Annotated in this window: 16 protein-coding genes and 1 pseudogene; 7 read left to right on the top strand and 10 right to left on the bottom strand. The window is 72.0% G+C overall.

Annotated elements, in window-relative coordinates; all coding sequences use genetic code 11:
• Nucleotides 1-2: 2 nt before the first annotated feature.
• From OG272_RS04255 to OG272_RS04245, 3 genes are all read right to left on the bottom strand, one after another.
• Nucleotides 3-1,709, bottom strand: coding sequence for an IS1182 family transposase (locus OG272_RS04255; RefSeq protein ID WP_328222359.1), 1,707 nt, complete (start codon nt 1,707-1,709; stop codon nt 3-5).
• A gap of 312 nt (nt 1,710-2,021) precedes the next feature.
• The gene (locus OG272_RS04250) at nt 2,022-2,795 is read right to left on the bottom strand and encodes a hypothetical protein (RefSeq protein WP_328222358.1); all 774 of its coding nucleotides are present in this window, start codon (nt 2,793-2,795) and stop codon (nt 2,022-2,024) included.
• Between the two features lie 3 nt (nt 2,796-2,798).
• A complete protein-coding gene (locus OG272_RS04245; RefSeq protein WP_326584907.1) occupies nt 2,799-3,848 on the bottom strand; it encodes a LacI family DNA-binding transcriptional regulator in 1,050 nt (349 codons plus the stop codon).
• Between the two features lie 252 nt (nt 3,849-4,100).
• Here OG272_RS04245 and OG272_RS04240 point away from each other — a divergent pair, with 252 nt between their 5' ends.
• The 3 genes from OG272_RS04240 (at nt 4,101) to OG272_RS04230 (ending at nt 6,813) form a co-directional block, all read left to right on the top strand.
• Entirely contained in the window at nt 4,101-5,048 is a 948-nt protein-coding gene (locus OG272_RS04240) for an ROK family protein (protein ID WP_327731141.1), read from the top strand.
• 309 nt (nt 5,049-5,357) lie between these two features.
• The gene (locus OG272_RS04235; RefSeq protein WP_326584909.1) at nt 5,358-5,603 is read left to right on the top strand and encodes a hypothetical protein; all 246 of its coding nucleotides are present in this window, start codon (nt 5,358-5,360) and stop codon (nt 5,601-5,603) included.
• Between the two features lie 172 nt (nt 5,604-5,775).
• Nucleotides 5,776-6,813: an NUDIX domain-containing protein gene (locus OG272_RS04230; protein ID WP_327731142.1), complete on the top strand. Its 1,038-nt coding sequence runs from the start codon at nt 5,776-5,778 to the stop codon at nt 6,811-6,813.
• Between the two features lie 145 nt (nt 6,814-6,958).
• On the opposite strand, the gene OG272_RS04225 is transcribed toward OG272_RS04230, so the two are convergent.
• Nucleotides 6,959-8,314 (bottom strand): dipeptidase, encoded by a 1,356-nt coding sequence (locus tag OG272_RS04225; RefSeq protein ID WP_326584911.1) that lies wholly within the window; start codon nt 8,312-8,314, stop codon nt 6,959-6,961.
• 182 nt (nt 8,315-8,496) lie between these two features.
• On the opposite strand from OG272_RS04225, the gene OG272_RS04220 reads away from it, so the two are divergent.
• Nucleotides 8,497-9,702 carry a geranylgeranyl reductase family protein gene (locus OG272_RS04220; RefSeq protein WP_326584912.1) on the top strand — a complete coding sequence of 402 codons (1,206 nt, stop codon included), beginning with the start codon at nt 8,497-8,499 and terminating at the stop codon, nt 9,700-9,702.
• Nucleotides 9,703-9,780: 78 nt separating this feature from the next.
• Here the strand turns inward: OG272_RS04220 and OG272_RS04215 are convergent, their stop codons facing one another.
• Nucleotides 9,781-10,233 carry a nitroreductase family deazaflavin-dependent oxidoreductase gene (locus tag OG272_RS04215; protein ID WP_326584913.1) on the bottom strand — a complete coding sequence of 151 codons (453 nt, stop codon included), beginning with the start codon at nt 10,231-10,233 and terminating at the stop codon, nt 9,781-9,783.
• 187 nt (nt 10,234-10,420) lie between these two features.
• Here OG272_RS04215 and OG272_RS04210 point away from each other — a divergent pair, with 187 nt between their 5' ends.
• Both OG272_RS04210 and OG272_RS04205 read left to right on the top strand, forming a co-directional pair.
• The gene (locus OG272_RS04210) at nt 10,421-11,134 is read left to right on the top strand and encodes a TetR/AcrR family transcriptional regulator (RefSeq protein ID WP_327731143.1); all 714 of its coding nucleotides are present in this window, start codon (nt 10,421-10,423) and stop codon (nt 11,132-11,134) included.
• A gap of 188 nt (nt 11,135-11,322) precedes the next feature.
• Nucleotides 11,323-11,400 (top strand): annotated as a pseudogene (locus OG272_RS04205) (DNA-binding response regulator); the annotation flags it as partial.
• Here the strand turns inward: OG272_RS04205 and OG272_RS04200 are convergent.
• The 5 genes from OG272_RS04200 to OG272_RS04180 form a co-directional block, all read right to left on the bottom strand.
• Nucleotides 11,364-11,687 carry a DUF6332 family protein gene (locus OG272_RS04200; protein ID WP_405892580.1) on the bottom strand — a complete coding sequence of 108 codons (324 nt, stop codon included), beginning with the start codon at nt 11,685-11,687 and terminating at the stop codon, nt 11,364-11,366. The pseudogene OG272_RS04205 and the gene OG272_RS04200 overlap by 37 nt on opposite strands.
• Before the next feature lie 62 nt (nt 11,688-11,749).
• Complete coding sequence (locus OG272_RS04195; RefSeq protein ID WP_326584915.1) at nt 11,750-12,490, bottom strand: maleylpyruvate isomerase family mycothiol-dependent enzyme; 741 nt, start codon at nt 12,488-12,490, stop codon at nt 11,750-11,752.
• A gap of 78 nt (nt 12,491-12,568) precedes the next feature.
• Nucleotides 12,569-13,561: an ATP-grasp ribosomal peptide maturase gene (gene tgmB, locus OG272_RS04190; RefSeq protein WP_327731144.1), complete on the bottom strand. Its 993-nt coding sequence runs from the start codon at nt 13,559-13,561 to the stop codon at nt 12,569-12,571.
• 16 nt (nt 13,562-13,577) lie between these two features.
• Entirely contained in the window at nt 13,578-13,769 is a 192-nt protein-coding gene (tgmA, locus tag OG272_RS04185; RefSeq protein WP_013005676.1) for a putative ATP-grasp-modified RiPP, read from the bottom strand.
• A gap of 179 nt (nt 13,770-13,948) precedes the next feature.
• Nucleotides 13,949-15,145, bottom strand: a complete 1,197-nt coding sequence (locus OG272_RS04180) for an MFS transporter (RefSeq protein ID WP_327731145.1) — start codon at nt 15,143-15,145, stop codon at nt 13,949-13,951.
• 556 nt (nt 15,146-15,701) lie between these two features.
• Here OG272_RS04180 and OG272_RS04175 point away from each other — a divergent pair.
• Nucleotides 15,702-16,679, top strand: coding sequence for a hypothetical protein (locus OG272_RS04175; protein WP_327731146.1), 978 nt, complete (start codon nt 15,702-15,704; stop codon nt 16,677-16,679).
• The last annotated feature ends 198 nt before the right edge of the window (nt 16,680-16,877 follow it).

Genomic DNA, 16,877 nt, shown 5'->3' with positions numbered 1-16,877 from the left:
GGTCAACTGCCCAGGGTTCGCCAGGATTTCAGCCGAGGTAACTCGCGCTGGTCGAGGTAGCTCTGGAAGGCAGTCGGTCGGCGGGGTATGGGGGCTTCCTCGGCCGGTGGCAATCCGCTGAGGCGCTCGATGTTGACGGCGATGGCCGTCAGGACGTGCTGGATGTGGGCCTTTCCCTGCCCTCGGTAGCGGCAGCGCCGCATGCCGTGGCCGTGGGCGAACTCGTTGACCGTGCCCTCCACTCCGGAGCGGACCGCGTAACGCGTCTTCCACTCGGGCGTCTGCTGCTCGGCGCGGACACGGAGTTGCAGGTCACGGAGCTCTCGTGGAGGAAATCCCACGGTGCGGGCGCTGTCGGCGGTGGTGGTGCACTGGATGCGGGCCGGGCAGGGGCGGCACTGGCTCTTGGTGAACCTGGCCACGATCAGCGGGGCCGCGGTGGGCGAGGAGGTCGGGTAGGGGCCGTGCCAGCCCGCACTGACCTGCCCCTGCGGGCATGTGACTTGCTGATGGTCGTAGTCGATGCGGAAGTCGTCCCGGGCGAAGCCCTCATTTCGGCGGTGTTGGCGGGTGGGGTTGCTCTTCAGCGGCCCGGAGACGGTGACCTGGTGTTCGCGGGTGGCCTGTTCCAGGTGGGGCAGGGAGGTGTAGCCGGCGTCGACCAGGTGCTCGGCGGGCAGCAGTCCGCGGCGGGAGAGGCGGGTGTGGATGCCGGGCAGGACCTGGCTGTCGTGGGTGGTGGCCGCGGTGGTGGCCACGTCGGTGATCACGTTGGGGCCGTCGGGAGCGCAGGTCTCGGTAAGGTGGGCGGTGAACCCCTTCCAGCTGATGATGTGTCCGTGCCGTGCGTAGCGGGCCGAGGTGTCGTAGGGAGAGACGACCGCCCGGGACGAGGGCGGCAGCCCGGGCCCGCCTTCCTTCTCGGCGGTGCGCCAGCGCAGATGTCCTGCGGCGTCACGGTGGTAGTTCTGCACCATGATCTGGCGCAGGGCCTGGATACGAGGACCGGATGTGCGGTCTGCTCCGTGCTGGTAGAGGTGTTCCAGGAGTCGGACGGCGTCGTTTCCGGTGGCAAGAATCCTGGTCTTGGGCTTGGTGGGGTTCCTGCCCAGGCGGACCGGCCGGCCGTAGCGGAGCCCCCAGTCCTCATCGACCAGCTCGTCCAGCAGGTGCGGGGATGTGCCGGCGACTTCTTCGAGTGCGGCGCGGACCGCCTCGGTGACCATCTCCAGGCGGGTCAGGTCGCGCACCGCGGCCAGGACGTGGGTGGAGTCGGTGCGCTGCGTGGTGCGCCCGCGCACCAGGCCGGCCTCCTTGAGGCGGGCCAGTGCGAGGTCGAGGAGGCGGTCGGCGCGGTCGTCTTCGGCGAGACGGTCTCGGAAGTCGGCCAGCACACTGTGGTGGAAGCCGGGATCGTCCAGCTCCATGGCCATGGCGTACTTGAAGTCAATGCGGCAGCGGACCGACTCGGCGGCCTGCCGGTCCGACAGGCCGAGCAGGAACTGCAGCACACAGACGGTGGCCAGTTGAGCAGGCGAGAGCCCCGGACGCCCATTCCGCGGGTACCAGTCGGCGAAGTCCTCGTCGCACCACAGCCCATCGAGGCGGTCACGTACCCATATCGCCGTCGTGCCGTCCGGGTTGCTCGCCCGCGCAACCTGCGCAGTCAGAGACGGGACCTGCTCACCGGAACGGGGACGAAGAGACAACGAGCACCTCGACAGCTGTATCGGTCGGCGGAACTACCCGAGCATGCCCGTCGATCTTGCTGCCGCACCGGGAAACTCCAAGATCCCCGACAGAGTCAAGCTAGGGCGTGTTTCGGAAGTTCCTTCGTCGCCCGAAGGGCGGCTCTGCGGCGTCCGGTGCGTGCTCTCGGCGCTGGGCGTACTTGGCCTTTCGTCCGGTGCGGCGGTGGGGGTCCCTCCCGCTCGAGCGGAGCCGAGAGTGGGGGAGCGTGCCGGGCGTCGCAGAGCAGAAGGGACTTCCGAAACACGCCCTGGGGCCGGGCCGCGCCCGGGTCAGGCCCGCGACTGCGGATGCGGTCGTACGTACTGCTCCAGACCCGACACCGTCGTCCACCTCTGCTCGGCGAACACCTCCCTGCCCTGGACGCACAACCCCCGGTTGCCGCGCGCGCGGGCGCAGAACTCGTCCGGTGTGGTGCCGAACAGCTCGCGCAACTCGGGGGACGCGGCGAGGAGTTCGGTGATGAGCGGCCGCTGTCGGCCCGGGTGGGGGCGTGGGCCCGGTCCGCCGTCGCGCAGAACGCCCCACCGGTTGACGTAGATCCAGGCCTGGTCGAGGACGTGGCCCGACTCCAGCTCGACACGGAAGTCGGCGGCGGGGAGGGCGGCCCGGTGGAAGTTGCCGGTCGGGGAGTCGACGCCCTCGCTCGCGTCGACCACGGCGAGCTGCGCCTCGTCGAGCCAGGTGATGAACAGTTCGCCGGTGGAGCCGGGGGAGTGGAACGGCGACGCGGACAGGTAGCCGAGCAGGCTGACGTGGGCGGAGACACCGACCCCGATGCCCGTGACCCTGGCCTTCACCATGGGGATCCGGCACCCGACACCGTGCTCCGCCATCTTGTGCACGAGCTGCGCGGGGCAGGCGTTGGAGCCGACGGAGAGGACGGGCACCCGGTCCTCGAAGACGAGCGTGTCCAGCGGCAGCATCCGGTTGCCGTCCAGGAGCGCCGACACGTCAGGCCACGCGCCCGGGTAGCTGAGCGGGTCCTCGCGCGGCGCCACGGCGAGGCCGAGCGCTTCGAGCGTACGGGGGTCGGGGGCGTCCAAGAGTCAGTCCGCGGGCGGGAGTTCGCCCGAGCCGCGGGCGATCAGGCGCGTCGGCAGCTCGATGCGCTCGGGGGCGACGAGGGAGCCGTCCAGCTGCTGGAAGAGCCGCTCGGCGGCGGTGCGGCCCAGCCGGGCGGGGTCCTGGGCGACCACGGTGATGCCCGGCCGGAGCAGATCGGCCAGCTCGAAGTCGTCGAAGCCGACGAGAGCGACCGGACGGGTGTGCTCGGCGAGGACCCGTACGACCGTCACCGTCACCCGGTTGTTGCCCGCGAAGACCGCCGTGACGGGCGACGGACCGGACAGCATGTCCTCGGCCGCCCTGCGGACCCGCTCGGGGTCGGTGACGCCCAGGGACATCCACGCGTCCTCGACCGGTATGCCGGCGTCCTCCATGGCCGCCCGGTAGCCGCGCAGCCGCTCGGCGGCGGTGTGGATGCGGGGCATGTCGCCGATGAACCCGATCCGGCGGTGGCCGTGGGCGATGAGGTGGGCGACGCCGTCGCGGGCCCCGCCGAAGTTGTCCGACAGCACGACGTCGGCGTCGATCCGCCCGGCCGGGCGGTCCACGAACACCGTGGCGACGCCGGCCCTGACCTCGGGTTCCAGATACCGGTGGTCGTCACCGGCGGGAATGATCACGAGCCCGTCGACGCGGCGGGCGCACAGCGCCAGCGCCAACTCCTGCTCGCGGTCCGGGTCCTCCGCGCTGGACCCGTTGATCAGCAGCGAGCCGTGGGCGCGGGACACCTCCTCCACCGCCCTGCTGAGGGGACCGTAGAACGGGTCGGCGAGGTCCTCCAGGACCAGGCCGATGGTGGCCGTACTGCCCTTGCGCAACACCCGTGCGCTGTCGTTGCGCCGGAAGCCGAGCGCCTCGATCGCCTCCTGGACACGGCGCTCGGTGTCCGGGGTGACACCCGGTTCGCCGTTCACCACCCGGGAGACCGTCTTCAGACCCACCCCGGCCCGGGCCGCGACGTCCTTCATCGTGGGACGGTTGCCGTAGCGGTTCTCGGGGCGGCGGGCGATGCCGTTGGCGGTCTCGGGCACTATGCGCTGTCCTGTCCTGTCGTCCAAGGGTGTGGCGGGTGGTGCCGTGTCGGAATTGCGCGGCTGTGGAGGATGTGGCGTCGAGCATAGAGCCTGGACAACGTTGTCACAGCCGGGGGAGACTGTCTATCGCATTCTCTGGCCGGCGCCCCCACCAGGCGAGCGTCGTGCTGCCCGTTTTCCGGCCGGAGATCCGGGTGCCGCTGGATTCGGGTACCCGGTAGGAGACTCGCAGCGGGAGAGCTGACACTGATGCAGACCGACCTCGTGGCCGCGCTCGACATCGGCGGCACCAAGATCGCCGGGGCGCTGGTGGACGGCCACGGCCGGATCCTGGTGCGCGCCCAGCGCCCGACGCCCGCGCAGGAGGACGGCGACACCGTCATGCGGGCCGTGGAAGAGGTGCTCGGCGAGCTGACCGCCGCGCCACTGTGGGGCAGGGCCACGGCCGTCGGGATCGGCAGCGCGGGCCCGGTGGACGCCTCGGCCGGCACGGTGAGCCCGGTGAACGTCCCCGGCTGGCGCGGCTTCCCGCTCGTCGAGCGGGTCCGGGCGGCCACCGGCGGGCTCCCCGTCGAGCTGATCGGCGACGGCGTGGCCATCACGGCGGCCGAGCATTGGCAGGGCGCGGCGCGCGGCCATGACAACGCGCTGTGCATGGTCGTGTCGACGGGCGTCGGTGGTGGCCTCGTCCTCGGCGGTCAGCTGCACGCGGGCCCCACCGGGAACGCCGGTCACATCGGTCACATCAGCGTCGATCTCGACGGCGACGCCTGCCCCTGCGGCGCCCGCGGCTGCGTCGAGCGCATCGCGAGCGGACCCAACATCGCCCGCCGCGCCCGGGAGAACGGCTGGCGACCCGGCCCCGACGGCGACGCCTCCGCCGCGGCGGTCGCCGCCGCCGCACAGGCCGGTGATCCGGTCGCGGTGGCCTCCTTCGAGCGCGCCGCGCAGGCCCTCGCCGCCGGTATCGCCGCCACCGCCACCCTCGTCGAGATCGACATCGCCGTCATCGGCGGCGGCGTCGCGAACGCCGGCGACGTCCTCTTCGCCCCCCTCCGCACCGCCCTCAAGGACTACGCCACCCTCTCCTTCGTCCAGCACCTCACCATCGCCCCGGCCGTGATGGGCACGGACGCGGGCCTGGTGGGAGCCGCCGCGGCGGCACTGGCGCGCCGGCCGAGCACGCCGGTGGCGTGACTGCGGGGGCGTTGTGGGAGCCGCGGGAGCGGGGAGGCCGGAATGCGATCCCGCATCGGCGGAAGCGGATGCGGGATCGCCGTGCGGCTTTGTCGCCCTGGGGGGTGCCGCGCTGTGGGGGGTGCCGCCCGGTGAGGGTGCCACCTCTTCCCACTCGTGGCCGCTCCGTGCTCCCGCCCCTGGCCGTGCCGCGCTCCAGGCCTGGTGGCCGTGTCGTCTTCCCGCCCGGGCCCGGGGCGAGCGGGGCGTTGAGCCGAAACGCCGGACGTCGGCCGTGACCCCGTGGGACGTTCCGCAGTTGAGCGGGGCATGAAGAAGCGCAGCATGCTCGCCATCGCCTCCCTCGCCACCGGTTTCGTCGTCGCGGCCATCACGCCGTCGCACGGTCTCGACGCCGGGGACACGGTCGGGAAGACGGACGCGCTGAGCAAACTGGACGTCGAGGGCACGCTCGGCGAGGTCGGCAGCACCGTCTCCAGCGACAGCCTGGCGGTCGACGAGGACGCCCTGGGGGGCCAGGCGGACCAGGAGGGCAAGGGCGGCAAGGAAGGCTGACGGCCGCGTAGGTGACAGCGGACTCCCGGTCCGCCTCTCCTCGCATCGCAGGCGGCGGGTCCCCCACTCGGTGGGGGACCCGCCGCCGTCGTATTTCGGCTCCTCATCAGCGGCTGGTTTCCGTGGCGGAGTGGAGGGCAAGGCTCAGGGGGCCAACAGAAGAGGGGGAACCGTGATCGTCTGGATCAACGGTGCGTTCGGTGCGGGGAAGACCACCACCGCACGGGAACTGATCGAACTGATCCCGAACAGCACGCTCTTCGACCCCGAGGTCATCGGCGGCGCACTGACACACCTGCTGCCGGCCAAACGCCTCGCCGAGGTCGGCGACTTCCAGGACCTGCAGAGCTGGCGACGGCTCGTGGTCGACACCGCCGCCGCCCTGCTCGCCGAGCTGGGTGGCACCCTCGTGGTCCCCATGACCCTGCTCCGCCAGGAGTACCGCGACGAGATCTTCGGTGGCCTCGCCTCGCGTCGCATACCCGTACGGCATCTGCTCCTGGCCCCGGCCGAAACGATCCTGCGAGAGCGAATAGCCGGGCGGGAGATACCGCCCGACCTCCCCGACGGGGAGATGCGGATGCGTCAATGGGCGTACGACCACATCGCGCCCTACCGTGCCGCGCTGGGCGGCTGGCTCACCGCCGATGCCCACCTCGTCGACACCGGCGCCCTCACCCCGTACGAGACCGCGCGGCGTATCGCCGACGCGGTGGCCACCGACGACGTACGCGTGTGCGACATCGTGCAGACCCCCGAGCCGACCGCCGAGACGGTCGCCGCGGGGGTTCTGCTGTTCGACGAGGACGACCGGGTCCTGCTCGTCGATCCGACCTACAAGGCCGGCTGGGAGTTCCCCGGCGGAGTGGTGGAGGCCGGAGAGGCGCCCGCGCGGGCGGGCATGCGGGAGGTCGTCGAGGAGACCGGGATACGGCTCGACGAGGTGCCCCGGCTGCTGGTGGTGGACTGGGAGGCGCCTAGGCCGCCGGGATACGGGGGACTGCGCCTGCTGTTCGACGGAGGTCGGCTCGACACCGGCGGGGCACAGCGGCCCGTGCTGCCCGGACCCGAGTTGCGTGACTGGCGGTTCGTGACCGAGGAAGAGGCCGCGGATCTGTTGCCGCCGGTGCGGTACGAGCGGCTGCGGTGGGCGTTGCGGGCGCGGGAGCGGGGTGCCGCGTTGTACTTGGAAGCGGGGGTGCCGGTGTGACGGGTCGCCGAGCCGCCGTTTCGGGGGAGGTCGTGGAGCGGCTGCGGGTGGACCGTGGCTGACCGCGCCCACGCGGCGGAGCCGTAGGTGGTACAGCCCCGCGCCCCTGAAGGGCGCGGTACCGCACCGGTGTTGGTCCGTTCGCTCAGTTGTGCGCGTAGTTGCGGAGGAACAACGCCTCCGTCACCGACATGCGCTCCAACTCCTCCGGGGACACGCTCTCGTTGACCGCGTGGATCCGGGCCTCGGGTTCGCTGAGGCCGATGAGCAGGATCTCGGCGTCGGGGTAGAGGGTGGCGAGGGCGTTGCAGAGGGGGATGGAGCCGCCGTGGCCCGCGTACTGCATCTCCTCGCCGGGGTAGGCGACGGCCATGGCCGAGGCCATCGCCTCGTACGCCGGGCTGGAGGTGTCGGCGCGGAACGCCTGGCCGTGGCCGATCGGTTCGCAGCTCACCCGGGCGCCCCACGGGGTGTGCGCCACCAGGTGGGCTTCGAGCAGCTTGATCGCCTGCTGCACGTCGACGCCCGGCGGGACCCGCAGACCGATCAGGGCGCGGGCGCTCGCCTGGATCGACGGGGTCGCGCCGACCACGGGCGGGGCGTCGATACCGAGCACGGTGGCGGCCGGGCGGGCCCAGATGCGGTCGGCGACCGTGTCGGCGCCGACCAGCTCCACGCCGTCGAGCACCTTGGCGTCCGCGCGGAACTGCGCGTCGGCGTACTGCAGGCCGTCCCACGTCCCGTCGCTCGCGAGTCCGTCGACGGTCGTCGTGCCGTCCTCGGCGCGCAGTGAGTCGAGGACGCGGATCAGCGCGGCCAGCGCGTCGGGGGCCGCGCCGCCGAACTGTCCCGAGTGCAGGTTGCCTTCGAGGGCGTCGATCTTCACCCGCATGAGGATCATGCCGCGCAGGGAGGAGGTGACCGTCGGCAGGCCGACGCGGAAGTTGCCCGCGTCGCCGATGACGACGGTGTCGGCGGCGAGCAGCTCGGGGTGCGCCTCCGCGTACTGCTGGAGACCGCCGGTACCCATCTCCTCGGAGCCCTCGGCGATCACCTTGACGTGGACCGGGACCCCGCCGTTCGCCTTGAGCGCGCGCAGGGCCAGCAGGTGCATGATCACGCCGCCCTTGCAGTCGGCGGCGCCCCGCCCGTACCAGCGGCCGTCGCGCTCGGTCAGCTCGAACGGCGGTGACACCCAGGCGGCCTCGTCCAGCGGCGGCTGTACGTCGTAGTGCGCGTAGAGGAGGACGGTCTTCGCGCCCTCGGGCCCCGGCAGGTAGCCGTAGACGGACTGGGTGCCGTCGGGGGTGTCGAGCAGCGCCACGTCCTGGAAGCCCTCGGCGCGCAGCGCGTCGGCGACCCAGCGCGCGGCGCCCTCGCTCTCGCTCCTCGGGAACTGGTCGAAGTCCGCCACCGACCTGAAGGCCACCAGTTCGGTGAGCTCCTCCTTCGCCCGGGGAATCAGTGAGGCGACGGTCTCGGCGACCGGGTTCGACGGCATGGGCACGCTCCTCGTGGGTGCGACGTTGTCCTTCTGGGGATGTGGCTGCGTACGCGCTGACCCGGTGTGTCGGTGTAGGGCGCATGCGCTGCCGATCCTCCCACAGCGGTCCTCGGCGTCACCCGCCGTAGGATGCGTGGGACAGGTGCGGCAGGCGGCTGGATCGGGAGCAGTAGACCATCGTGAGCAGCGAGAACTCTTCGGCGGACGACGTGCAGCGGGTGTGGGACGTCGTCGTGGTGGGTGCGGGCCCCGCGGGGGCCTCGGCCGCCTACGCGGCGGCGGTCGCGGGACGCAGCGTCCTGTTGCTGGAGAAGGCGGAGCTGCCGCGGTACAAGACGTGCGGCGGCGGCATCATCGGCCCCTCGCGCGACGCGCTGCCGCCCGGCTTCGAGCTGCCCCTCAAGGACCGGGTGCACGCGGTCACCTTCTCCCTCGACGGCCGTTACGCCCGCACGCGCAAGTCCAAGCACATGCTGTTCGGTCTGATCAACCGGCCCGAGTTCGACCAGCAACTCGTCGAGCACGCCCAGAAGGCGGGCGCGGAGCTGCGAACGGGCGTCACGGTCACCCGGGTCGAGCAGCACGGCTCGGCCGTGCCCGACCGGCGCACGGTCGCCGTCGTCCTGCAGAGCGGCGAGACGCTGCTCGCGCGGGCCGTCGTCGGCGCCGACGGCAGTGCCAGCCGCATAGGAGCGCACGTCGGGGTGAAGCTCGACCAGGTCGACCTCGGCCTGGAGGCGGAGATCCCCGTTCCGGAGACCGTCGCCGAGGACTGGAAGGGACGCGTCCTCATCGACTGGGGCCCGATGCCCGGCAGTTACGGGTGGGTCTTCCCCAAGGGAGACACGCTGACCGTCGGCGTGATCTCCGCGCGCGGTGAAGGCGCCGCCACCAAGCGGTACTTGGAGGACTTCATCGGGCGGCTCGGCCTCGCCGGCTTCGAACCGAGCGTCTCCTCCGGGCACTTGACGCGTTGCCGTGCCGACGACTCGCCGCTCTCGCGGGGGCGGGTGCTGGTCTGCGGCGACGCGGCGGGACTGCTGGAGCCGTGGACGCGGGAGGGCATCTCCTTCGCGCTGCGCTCGGGGCGGCTCGCGGGGGAGTGGGCGGTCCGGATCGCCGAGGCGCCCGACGCGGTGGACACCCGCCGCCAGGCCCTGAACTACGCGTTCGCCGTGAAGGCGGGACTCGGCGTCGAGATGAGCGTCGGCAAGCGGCTGCTGATCGCCTTCGAGCGGCGGCCCGGGCTCTTCCACGCGGCGATCACCGGCTTCCGCCCCGCCTGGCGGGCCTTCGTCGACATCGCACGCGGGTCGACCTCCCTGGGCGAGATCGTCCGCACCCACCCGATCGCCCAGCGAGCGCTGACCGCGTTCGACAAGTAGGCCCGGGGAACGTTTCGAAGAGCCGGCCCGGGAACCGCCGGACCGCACGGCCCGGCCATCCGTCGGCACCCCGTACGGTCACCGCTCGACGGTGATCCGGAAGACGGGGTGCTTCGGCGCGGCGGCGAGCAACTCCGCGTCGGAGGAGTCGGCGTTGACGTCGCCGAAGAACCGGCCCACCTCCCAGCCCCACTTCTTCAGGTAGGTGCGGAGCACGACGGGCTTCTCCTCGTCGGACAGCTCGACCGCCGTGAACTCCTGCACCCGGCGGCCCACCCGCAGCCGTCCACCGCCCGCCGCCCGCATGTTGCGCACCCACTCGGAGTGACCGCGCGCCGAGACGAGGTAGGGGCCGCCCTCGTACGGCAGCGGGTTGACCGGCAGCCGACGCCACTCGCCGCTCTTGCGGCCGCGCACCGAGAGCTCGGCCGTGCCGAGGAGGCTGACGCCGTGGCGGGCGAGCCAGCCGATGAAGCCGTTCAGCGCGCGGTCGAAGGGGTTGGACTTGATGTAGTGGGGCGACGACGGCATGGGGGGTCCTCCCGTTGTGGAGCTGCTCTCCGAGTGATTTGGAGAGCACTGCTCTCGCTTGAGAGCAGTGTGCACGAGATCGGTGCTCGCAAGCAAGAGCGGCGCTCTCGTTTGTGAGTGGCGCTCCGATTGGAGAGCGCTGCTCCGAAATGTGTGCAGTGCTCTGCCCTTGTGGCACACTCTTCGCATGAGCACAGCACGTGGGGCCCGTGCCCGCGCCCGGATCGAGGTCACGGCCGCCATCAAGGACGAGGCGCGCAGACAGCTCGCCGCCGAGGGCGCCGCCAAGCTGTCGCTGCGTGCGGTGGCGCGCGAGCTCGGCATGGTCTCCTCCGCGCTGTACCGCTACTTCCCGAGCCGCGACGAGCTGCTGACCGCGCTGATCATCGACGCCTACGACTCCCTGGGCGAGGCCGCCGAGGCCGCGCACGCGAAGGCCGCCGGTGAGAGCCCGGCGGGGCAGTGGGTCGCGGTGTGCGAAGGGGTGCGCCAGTGGGCGCTGGCGCGCCCGCACGAGTACGCGTTGATCTACGGTTCGCCCGTGCCCGGGTACACCGCGCCCGACACGACCCTGCCTGCCGCGTCCCGGGCCGGGCAGTTGCTGATCCGGATCGTGCGGGATGCCTACCGGGACAAGGGTGTGGCCCAGTGGAAGCTGCCCGCCGAGGTGCGGCCGGAGGCGCGGCGGATGGCGGAGCACGTCGCGCCCGATCTGCCGCCGGAGCTGGTCGCGGTGCTGGTCGGGGCATGGGCGCAGCTGTTCGGCCTGGTCAGCTTCGAGGTGTTCGGGCAGTTCAACCGGGTGGTCGAGGACCGTGCGGTGTTCTTCCGGCACGCGGCGGGCCAACTCGCCCACCACGTCGGTCTGGTGTTCCCGCAGTCCGAGGCGGCGGCGCGCTGATGCCCCCCGGCCCGGCGGGGCGTACTGCGCCGGGAGTAGGGGTGGTCACCTCGCTCGGGTGACGTCGTGCCCGGTGGGCGGCGTCCAGAGTGGCCGGTGTGGCGGAGCAGGGTGCGCAGGCGGGTGGCCCCCCCGGCGTGGGGCGGGCCACCGTGCCGGCGATGGCACGGGGCGGACCCCCGTGGTGGAAGCGGCGCGCCCGCGACCGTGCCCAACTCGTCGTGCCGGCCTACGAGTCGGGGTTGGTGCGGCCGGGCTGGCTGGGCTGGGCGGAGCGCGGCCGACCGGGCTCTTCGGGAACCTGTCGGCTGACCCGTGTGGCACGCCGGAAGCGGGTCAGCACGATCGTGACGACCGCGACGAACACCACCACGGTCACGGAGAGTGCGAGGGGCCCGAGCAGACTCCACCGGCCGCGCAGCGAGCCGAAGAAGTGCGGGAGGAGTTCGGTCACGCCGAAATAGGCCGCGCCCGCCAGCACCGCCCCCGCGAAGAACGCGAATCCGATCTCCGTGGTCATCGCGTCCCGCTCGGCCTGCGTTCGTCTCCCCATGGGGTGAGTGTGCGGGCGGCGGGCGTACCGGACAAGGCAACGGGCACGCCGCCGGGCCCGGTTCAGCCGATGCCCGAGGTCTCCCGCCACAGTTCCGCGAGTGAGGGGTCGCCGGTGGCGGCGGGCAACGGGAGCCGGTTCCACAGGGACAGGTACAGGCGGGGCGCCGGTCCCGCGATCTCGCAGTCCACGTCCCCGGCCTTCGACGCTTCCGCGCGCTCCGCCACGGGCGGCTCCGACGACAGTCGTACGGTCCAGACGGCGTCCGTGTCCGTCGCCCGCACCCGCAGGACACGCGGCGTCTCGGTGCGCACCCGGCTCCTGTCGCGGGCGTGGAAGCCGAGCAGGAGTTCGTCGATGCCGTCGACGGCGAAGTCCACCGCGGGCTCGCCGAGTTCGCCGCCGAGAGCGGACTGCGCGTCGGCACGGTGGACGGCCGTCTCGTGGGCCTGACGGCGTGCCCAGAAGGCCAGCGGGGACGGGGCGGGCAGGAAGTTCCAGCAGTCGACGTCGGCGGGTGCGGTGCGCAGGGTGTCGACGAGGCGCCGGTGGCCGTCCTCGAACCAGGTCAGCAGAGCGTCGCCGTCCAGCTCCGGGTCGCTGCCGAGGGGCCGGGGAGAGGCATGGCCCTCGGCGACGAACGCCGTGGCCCAGCGGTGCACGACTCCCGTGTGCCGTACCAGGTCCCGTACCCGCCACTTCGGGCAGGTCGGCACCTCGGCGTCCGTACCGGCCTTGCGGGCGGCCGCGGCGAGCAGTCGGCCTTCCTCGTCCAGGGCGCTGATGTGCTCGGCAGTCTCCATGGGGCGAGTCTGCCGGATGGAGCGTGCTCGAAGCGCCCGCCCCGGCCGGGGCGGGCGCTTCGGCTCACCGGTGGGTCGTCAGGGATGTCGGGGCGCCGCCCGGATCCGGCCGTCGCGGCGCGTTCCCGCCACCGGTTCCTCGTGTGCCAGCCACTCGGCGACGCTGTGGGCGATCGGCTGGCCGGTGTCCATCTCCACGAACCCGAACTGGCCCGACTGGTTGCACTCCAGGAACCACCAGATCCCGTCCGCGTCCTCCGCGAAGTCGAAGGCCCCGTAGGTGAGTTCGGCGTCACGGAGGTAGGTGCGCACGGCCGTGGCGGTGCGGGCCGGGACGTCGACCGGCTGCCAGGGCGCGGTGGAGGGGGCGAAGCGGACGTCGACCTCGTCGGGGTGCGCGTCCGGGGCGACGGCTTTGCGGGCGGCCAGCATGCGGTCGCCGACGGCGGTGAGCCGGATGTCGGCGGTCTTGGCGATCCGGCGCTGCAACAGCGTCGGGCCGAACGCGACGGCGGTGAAGTCGGTGCCGGGCGCGATACGGCTGGTGGGGACCGTCCGGGCGGGCTCCTGCGGATGGGTGCCGGAGACCGGCTTCACCACCAGGTCCGGGAAGCGTTCGGCGAAGTCGCGGGCGGCCTGCGGGAACGTGGTGATCAGCGTGGCCGGTACGGGGAGTCCGCAGCGCTGGGCGTGCCGAAGCTGCCACGGCTTGTGGCGAGCCCGCCGGGCGGCGTCCGGGTCGTTCATCCAGCGGGCGCCCGTGCCGCGGAGCATGCCGTACAGGGCCTGCGAGGACTCCTCGGTCAGCCATGCGGACGGCTCGGCGACCCGGCCGGCCGGAACCCCCGGTCGGCGCAGCCAGATCGACCGCAGCCCGCTCATGCTCACCAGGCGGCCCCCGGCGGACAGATGCCCGCGGAAGGAGCCGTGCACGTACTCCCCGGAGAGCGCCACCGCGCCGGGCAGGTCGGCGGGGTCGAGCCGGACCACCGGGACGCCGGTCCTGTTGAGTTGCGCGACCACTAGGTCCGCCGTCACATCCTGTTCGCAGGTGAGGATCAGCACCGTCATCGTCGCCGGTCCGCGTTCAGTCGTCGAAATGGGTCTTCGAGCCCGCGGTGGACGTCGTCGCCCCCAATTCCCTCATCAGGCCCTGGTCATGAGCGGCTATCCGCCCGTCGGCGAGCACGTTCAACTGCAGCCCGGAGTCGTAGGTGTACGGAGCGCTGAACTCCAACTGCTCAGCGGCGCGAGCGTAGTTGAGCACGAACAGTCGCATCGTTTCTCCTTGTTCGGGACCATCCGGAAAACCGGATGGTGACGCTCCGGCCGCCCTCTGTTCGGCCGGGTCGCAGTGCCTCCAGGGAGTTATACGAATCGAACGACTGAATGGTTGCCTCATGTTCTCGGAGGGCTGACTTCATGCACCGCGAGGTGTCACGGGGCAACGGTGAGTGGTCATTTCGCGGTCGAGTGGCGGGTGGTGAACGCGATGGCGGAGGCGAACGCGGCGAGTACCGCGACGCTGGTGAGCGCGGCGGGCAGGGAGAACCATTCGGCCATGAAACCGATCGCGGGTGGGCCGAGGAGCATGCCGAGATAGCCGAGGGTGGAGGCCGTGGCCACCCCGCTGGGCCCGGCCAAAGCGCCGGCGCGTTCGATGGCGACCGGGAAGATGTTGGCGAGGCCCAGACCGGTGACCGCGAAGCCGAGCAGGGTCGCCCACACGGAGGGGGCGAGGGCGCCGAGCAGCATGCCGGCCGTCGCGGTCGCGCCACCGGCCACGAGCACCGTGGTCCTGCCCAGGCGTTCCAGCAGGGTCGTCCCGGTCAGCCGGCCGATCGTCATGGCGAGCGCGAAACACGAGTAACCGATCGCCGCGACTCCGGGCGAGGTGTCCAGGTCCGCCTCCAGATGCAGGGCGCCCCAGTCGGCCAGCGCCCCCTCGCCGTACGCCGTGCATCCGGCGATCAGACCGAGGACGACGACCAGGCCGCGGGTACGGCCGTCGAGGCGGCGGTCGCCGGTCGCCCGGTCCTCCCGCTCGGCGGCGCGGTTCGGTGGTTCCGGGGGTTCGTGGCGCAGCAGGGTGGGAGCGGCAACGGCGGTCACCAGGAGGCCGATCACGGTGATGCCGAGCAGATGGCGCGTCGGGGAAAGGGAGTCCGCGACCAGGCTGCCGACCCCTGCCCCGAGCATGCCGCCGAGGCTGAACGCGGCATGGAAACCGGGCATGACGGGTCGCCCCAGCGCGGCCACCAGATCCACGGCGGCGCTGTTGAAGGCGACGTTGATCCCGCCGAAGGCAGCACCGAAGACCAGCAGTACCGCGCCCAGCGCCAGCGCCGAGTGGGTGAGCGGGGGCAGGGCCACGCTGAGGGACAGCAGGACGGCGCAGGCGACCGTCACCGGGTGGCTGCCGAAACGGCGGCAGAGCCGGCCGGTGAGCATCATCGTGATCACCGCTCCGGCGGACACGCCCAGCAGCGCGAGGCCCAGCGCGCCGGGTGAGGCGCCGGTCTGCTCCTTGATCGCGGGGATTCTGACCACCCAGCCGGCGAAGACGAAGCCGTCGAGGGCGAAGAAGGCGGTGATGGCGATGCGGAGGACGCGGAGGACGTGGAGGCGTGAGAGGTCGCTGTCGTGGCCCGGCACGGCGTTGTGCGTTCGGGTTTTGTTTATTCGCGGCACAAAACCAGGCTAGGTGGGGCCGAAGGCCGGGGCAAGGTCATCTGGGTGGCGGGGCAGGGCGGTCTGCGGGTGGGGTGAGGCCGCCCACGGTGTGAGGGTCCTCAGATACGAAGTGCTCCGGCGGGGTGGCCGTGTGCGCGGCCGCAGAGAGTGAGGGCGGGGGCCGAGGTGCCCCTGACCTGGGCGTGCGGCCCCAGGGTGCCGGGGGTGATCCCGAGTTCCTCCCTCACCGCCGACCGCCGACGAGAGGGCTGCCCCATCCCTGTTCCGTTGTTCCGTTTCCACGGCGACGGCCCGCTCCGACCGGGGGTGGTCCCTCGCCGTTCGCCGTGGCAGGTCAGGAAGCGGGGCCGTCTCGTCCCCGCGACCCGATCGGGTCCCGGCGGGGAACTCGACCGGCCGCATGCCGTGGGCCGTGCGGGCGAACGCCCGGCCGTGACGGCCACCGCCCTCGACTGACGCCCCGTCATGTTCGTGTGCGTCGCACCCCGGCGCTCCGCGCCCTTCCAAGGAGAGACGCATGCCCCGACTTCCCTATCTGTCCGGTGTCGCCGCGGCCACCGCCGTCGTCGCCCTGCTGGCCGCGGCACCCCCGCCGAGCGGCGAGGTGACCGTGTCCCGTCCGCGTGTCGTCGCCCACTTCGACTTCGCCCAGGGACAGACACCGGAGAACATCGCCCTCGAACCCGACGGCTCCGCCGACCTGACCTTCTCGGCCGCCCGCCAGATCGCCCATGTCACCAAGCAGGGGCACACCCGGATCCGCGCGACCCTGCCCGCCGAGGCGAACCCGCGGACACCGGTCGTCGGCGACGACATCGTCCTCGGCATCGCCCGCGCCCACGACGGCACGCTCTACGTCACCTACGCCACCGGAACCCGCAAGACCGGCGTCTGGCGCGTCGCCCCCGGCGGCGCGCCCCGCCAGATCGCGCAACTGCCTTCGAACGGACTGCCCAACGCCATCGGCCTCGACGAGCGCCGAGGCGTCCTCTACGTCGCCGACTCGGTGCTGGGAACCGTCTGGAGCGTCCCGCAGCAGGGCGGCACGCCCACGGAATGGGCCAAGGACACCGCCCTGGACCCCGTCCCCGGCTCGGAGGGCGGCTTCGGTGTCGGCGCGAACGGACTCAAGGTCCACGACGGAGCCGTATGGGTTTCCAACAGCGACCGAGGAACGCTGCTCCGCATTCCCGTGCGCCGGAACGGGTCGGCGGGCCCGATCGAGACCAGGGCGACGGGGCTCGGTGGAATCGACGACTTCGCCTTCACCGGCCGCGGGGACACCGTTCTCGCCGCCATGTTCCTCGACAACGAACTCGCCCTCGTGCGCCCGGACGGCACCCACACCGTCGTCCTCACCCAGGAGGACGGGCACTCCAACCCGACCTCCGTGGCCGTACGTCATCGAACGGTCTATGTGACCAGCGGCGCCTTTTTCACCATGCGGGACCCGAACCTGCTTCTCGCCGACCTCGGTGAGCGCCACGACCGGTGACCGGCCGCGTCGTATTTCTCCTTACCGCCCTCGACGGAATTGGCGCGGCGTGAGCAAGGGAAATTCGTCGACCTCGATCCAGTAATCCCGGAAAAGCGCTCGTCGGCGCAACCTCCGGGAGGTCTCCGTGGAACCGGCCGGGACACGCTCATCGTTTTCGTGGGAGTGTCCGGGTGGGGTAGATCGAGCCTGCCATTC

This window comes from Streptomyces sp. NBC_00104, from assembly GCF_045160825.1.
Lineage (GTDB): Bacteria > Actinomycetota > Actinomycetes > Streptomycetales > Streptomycetaceae > Streptomyces.
This window is presented reverse-complemented; position numbering and strand designations above follow the sequence as displayed.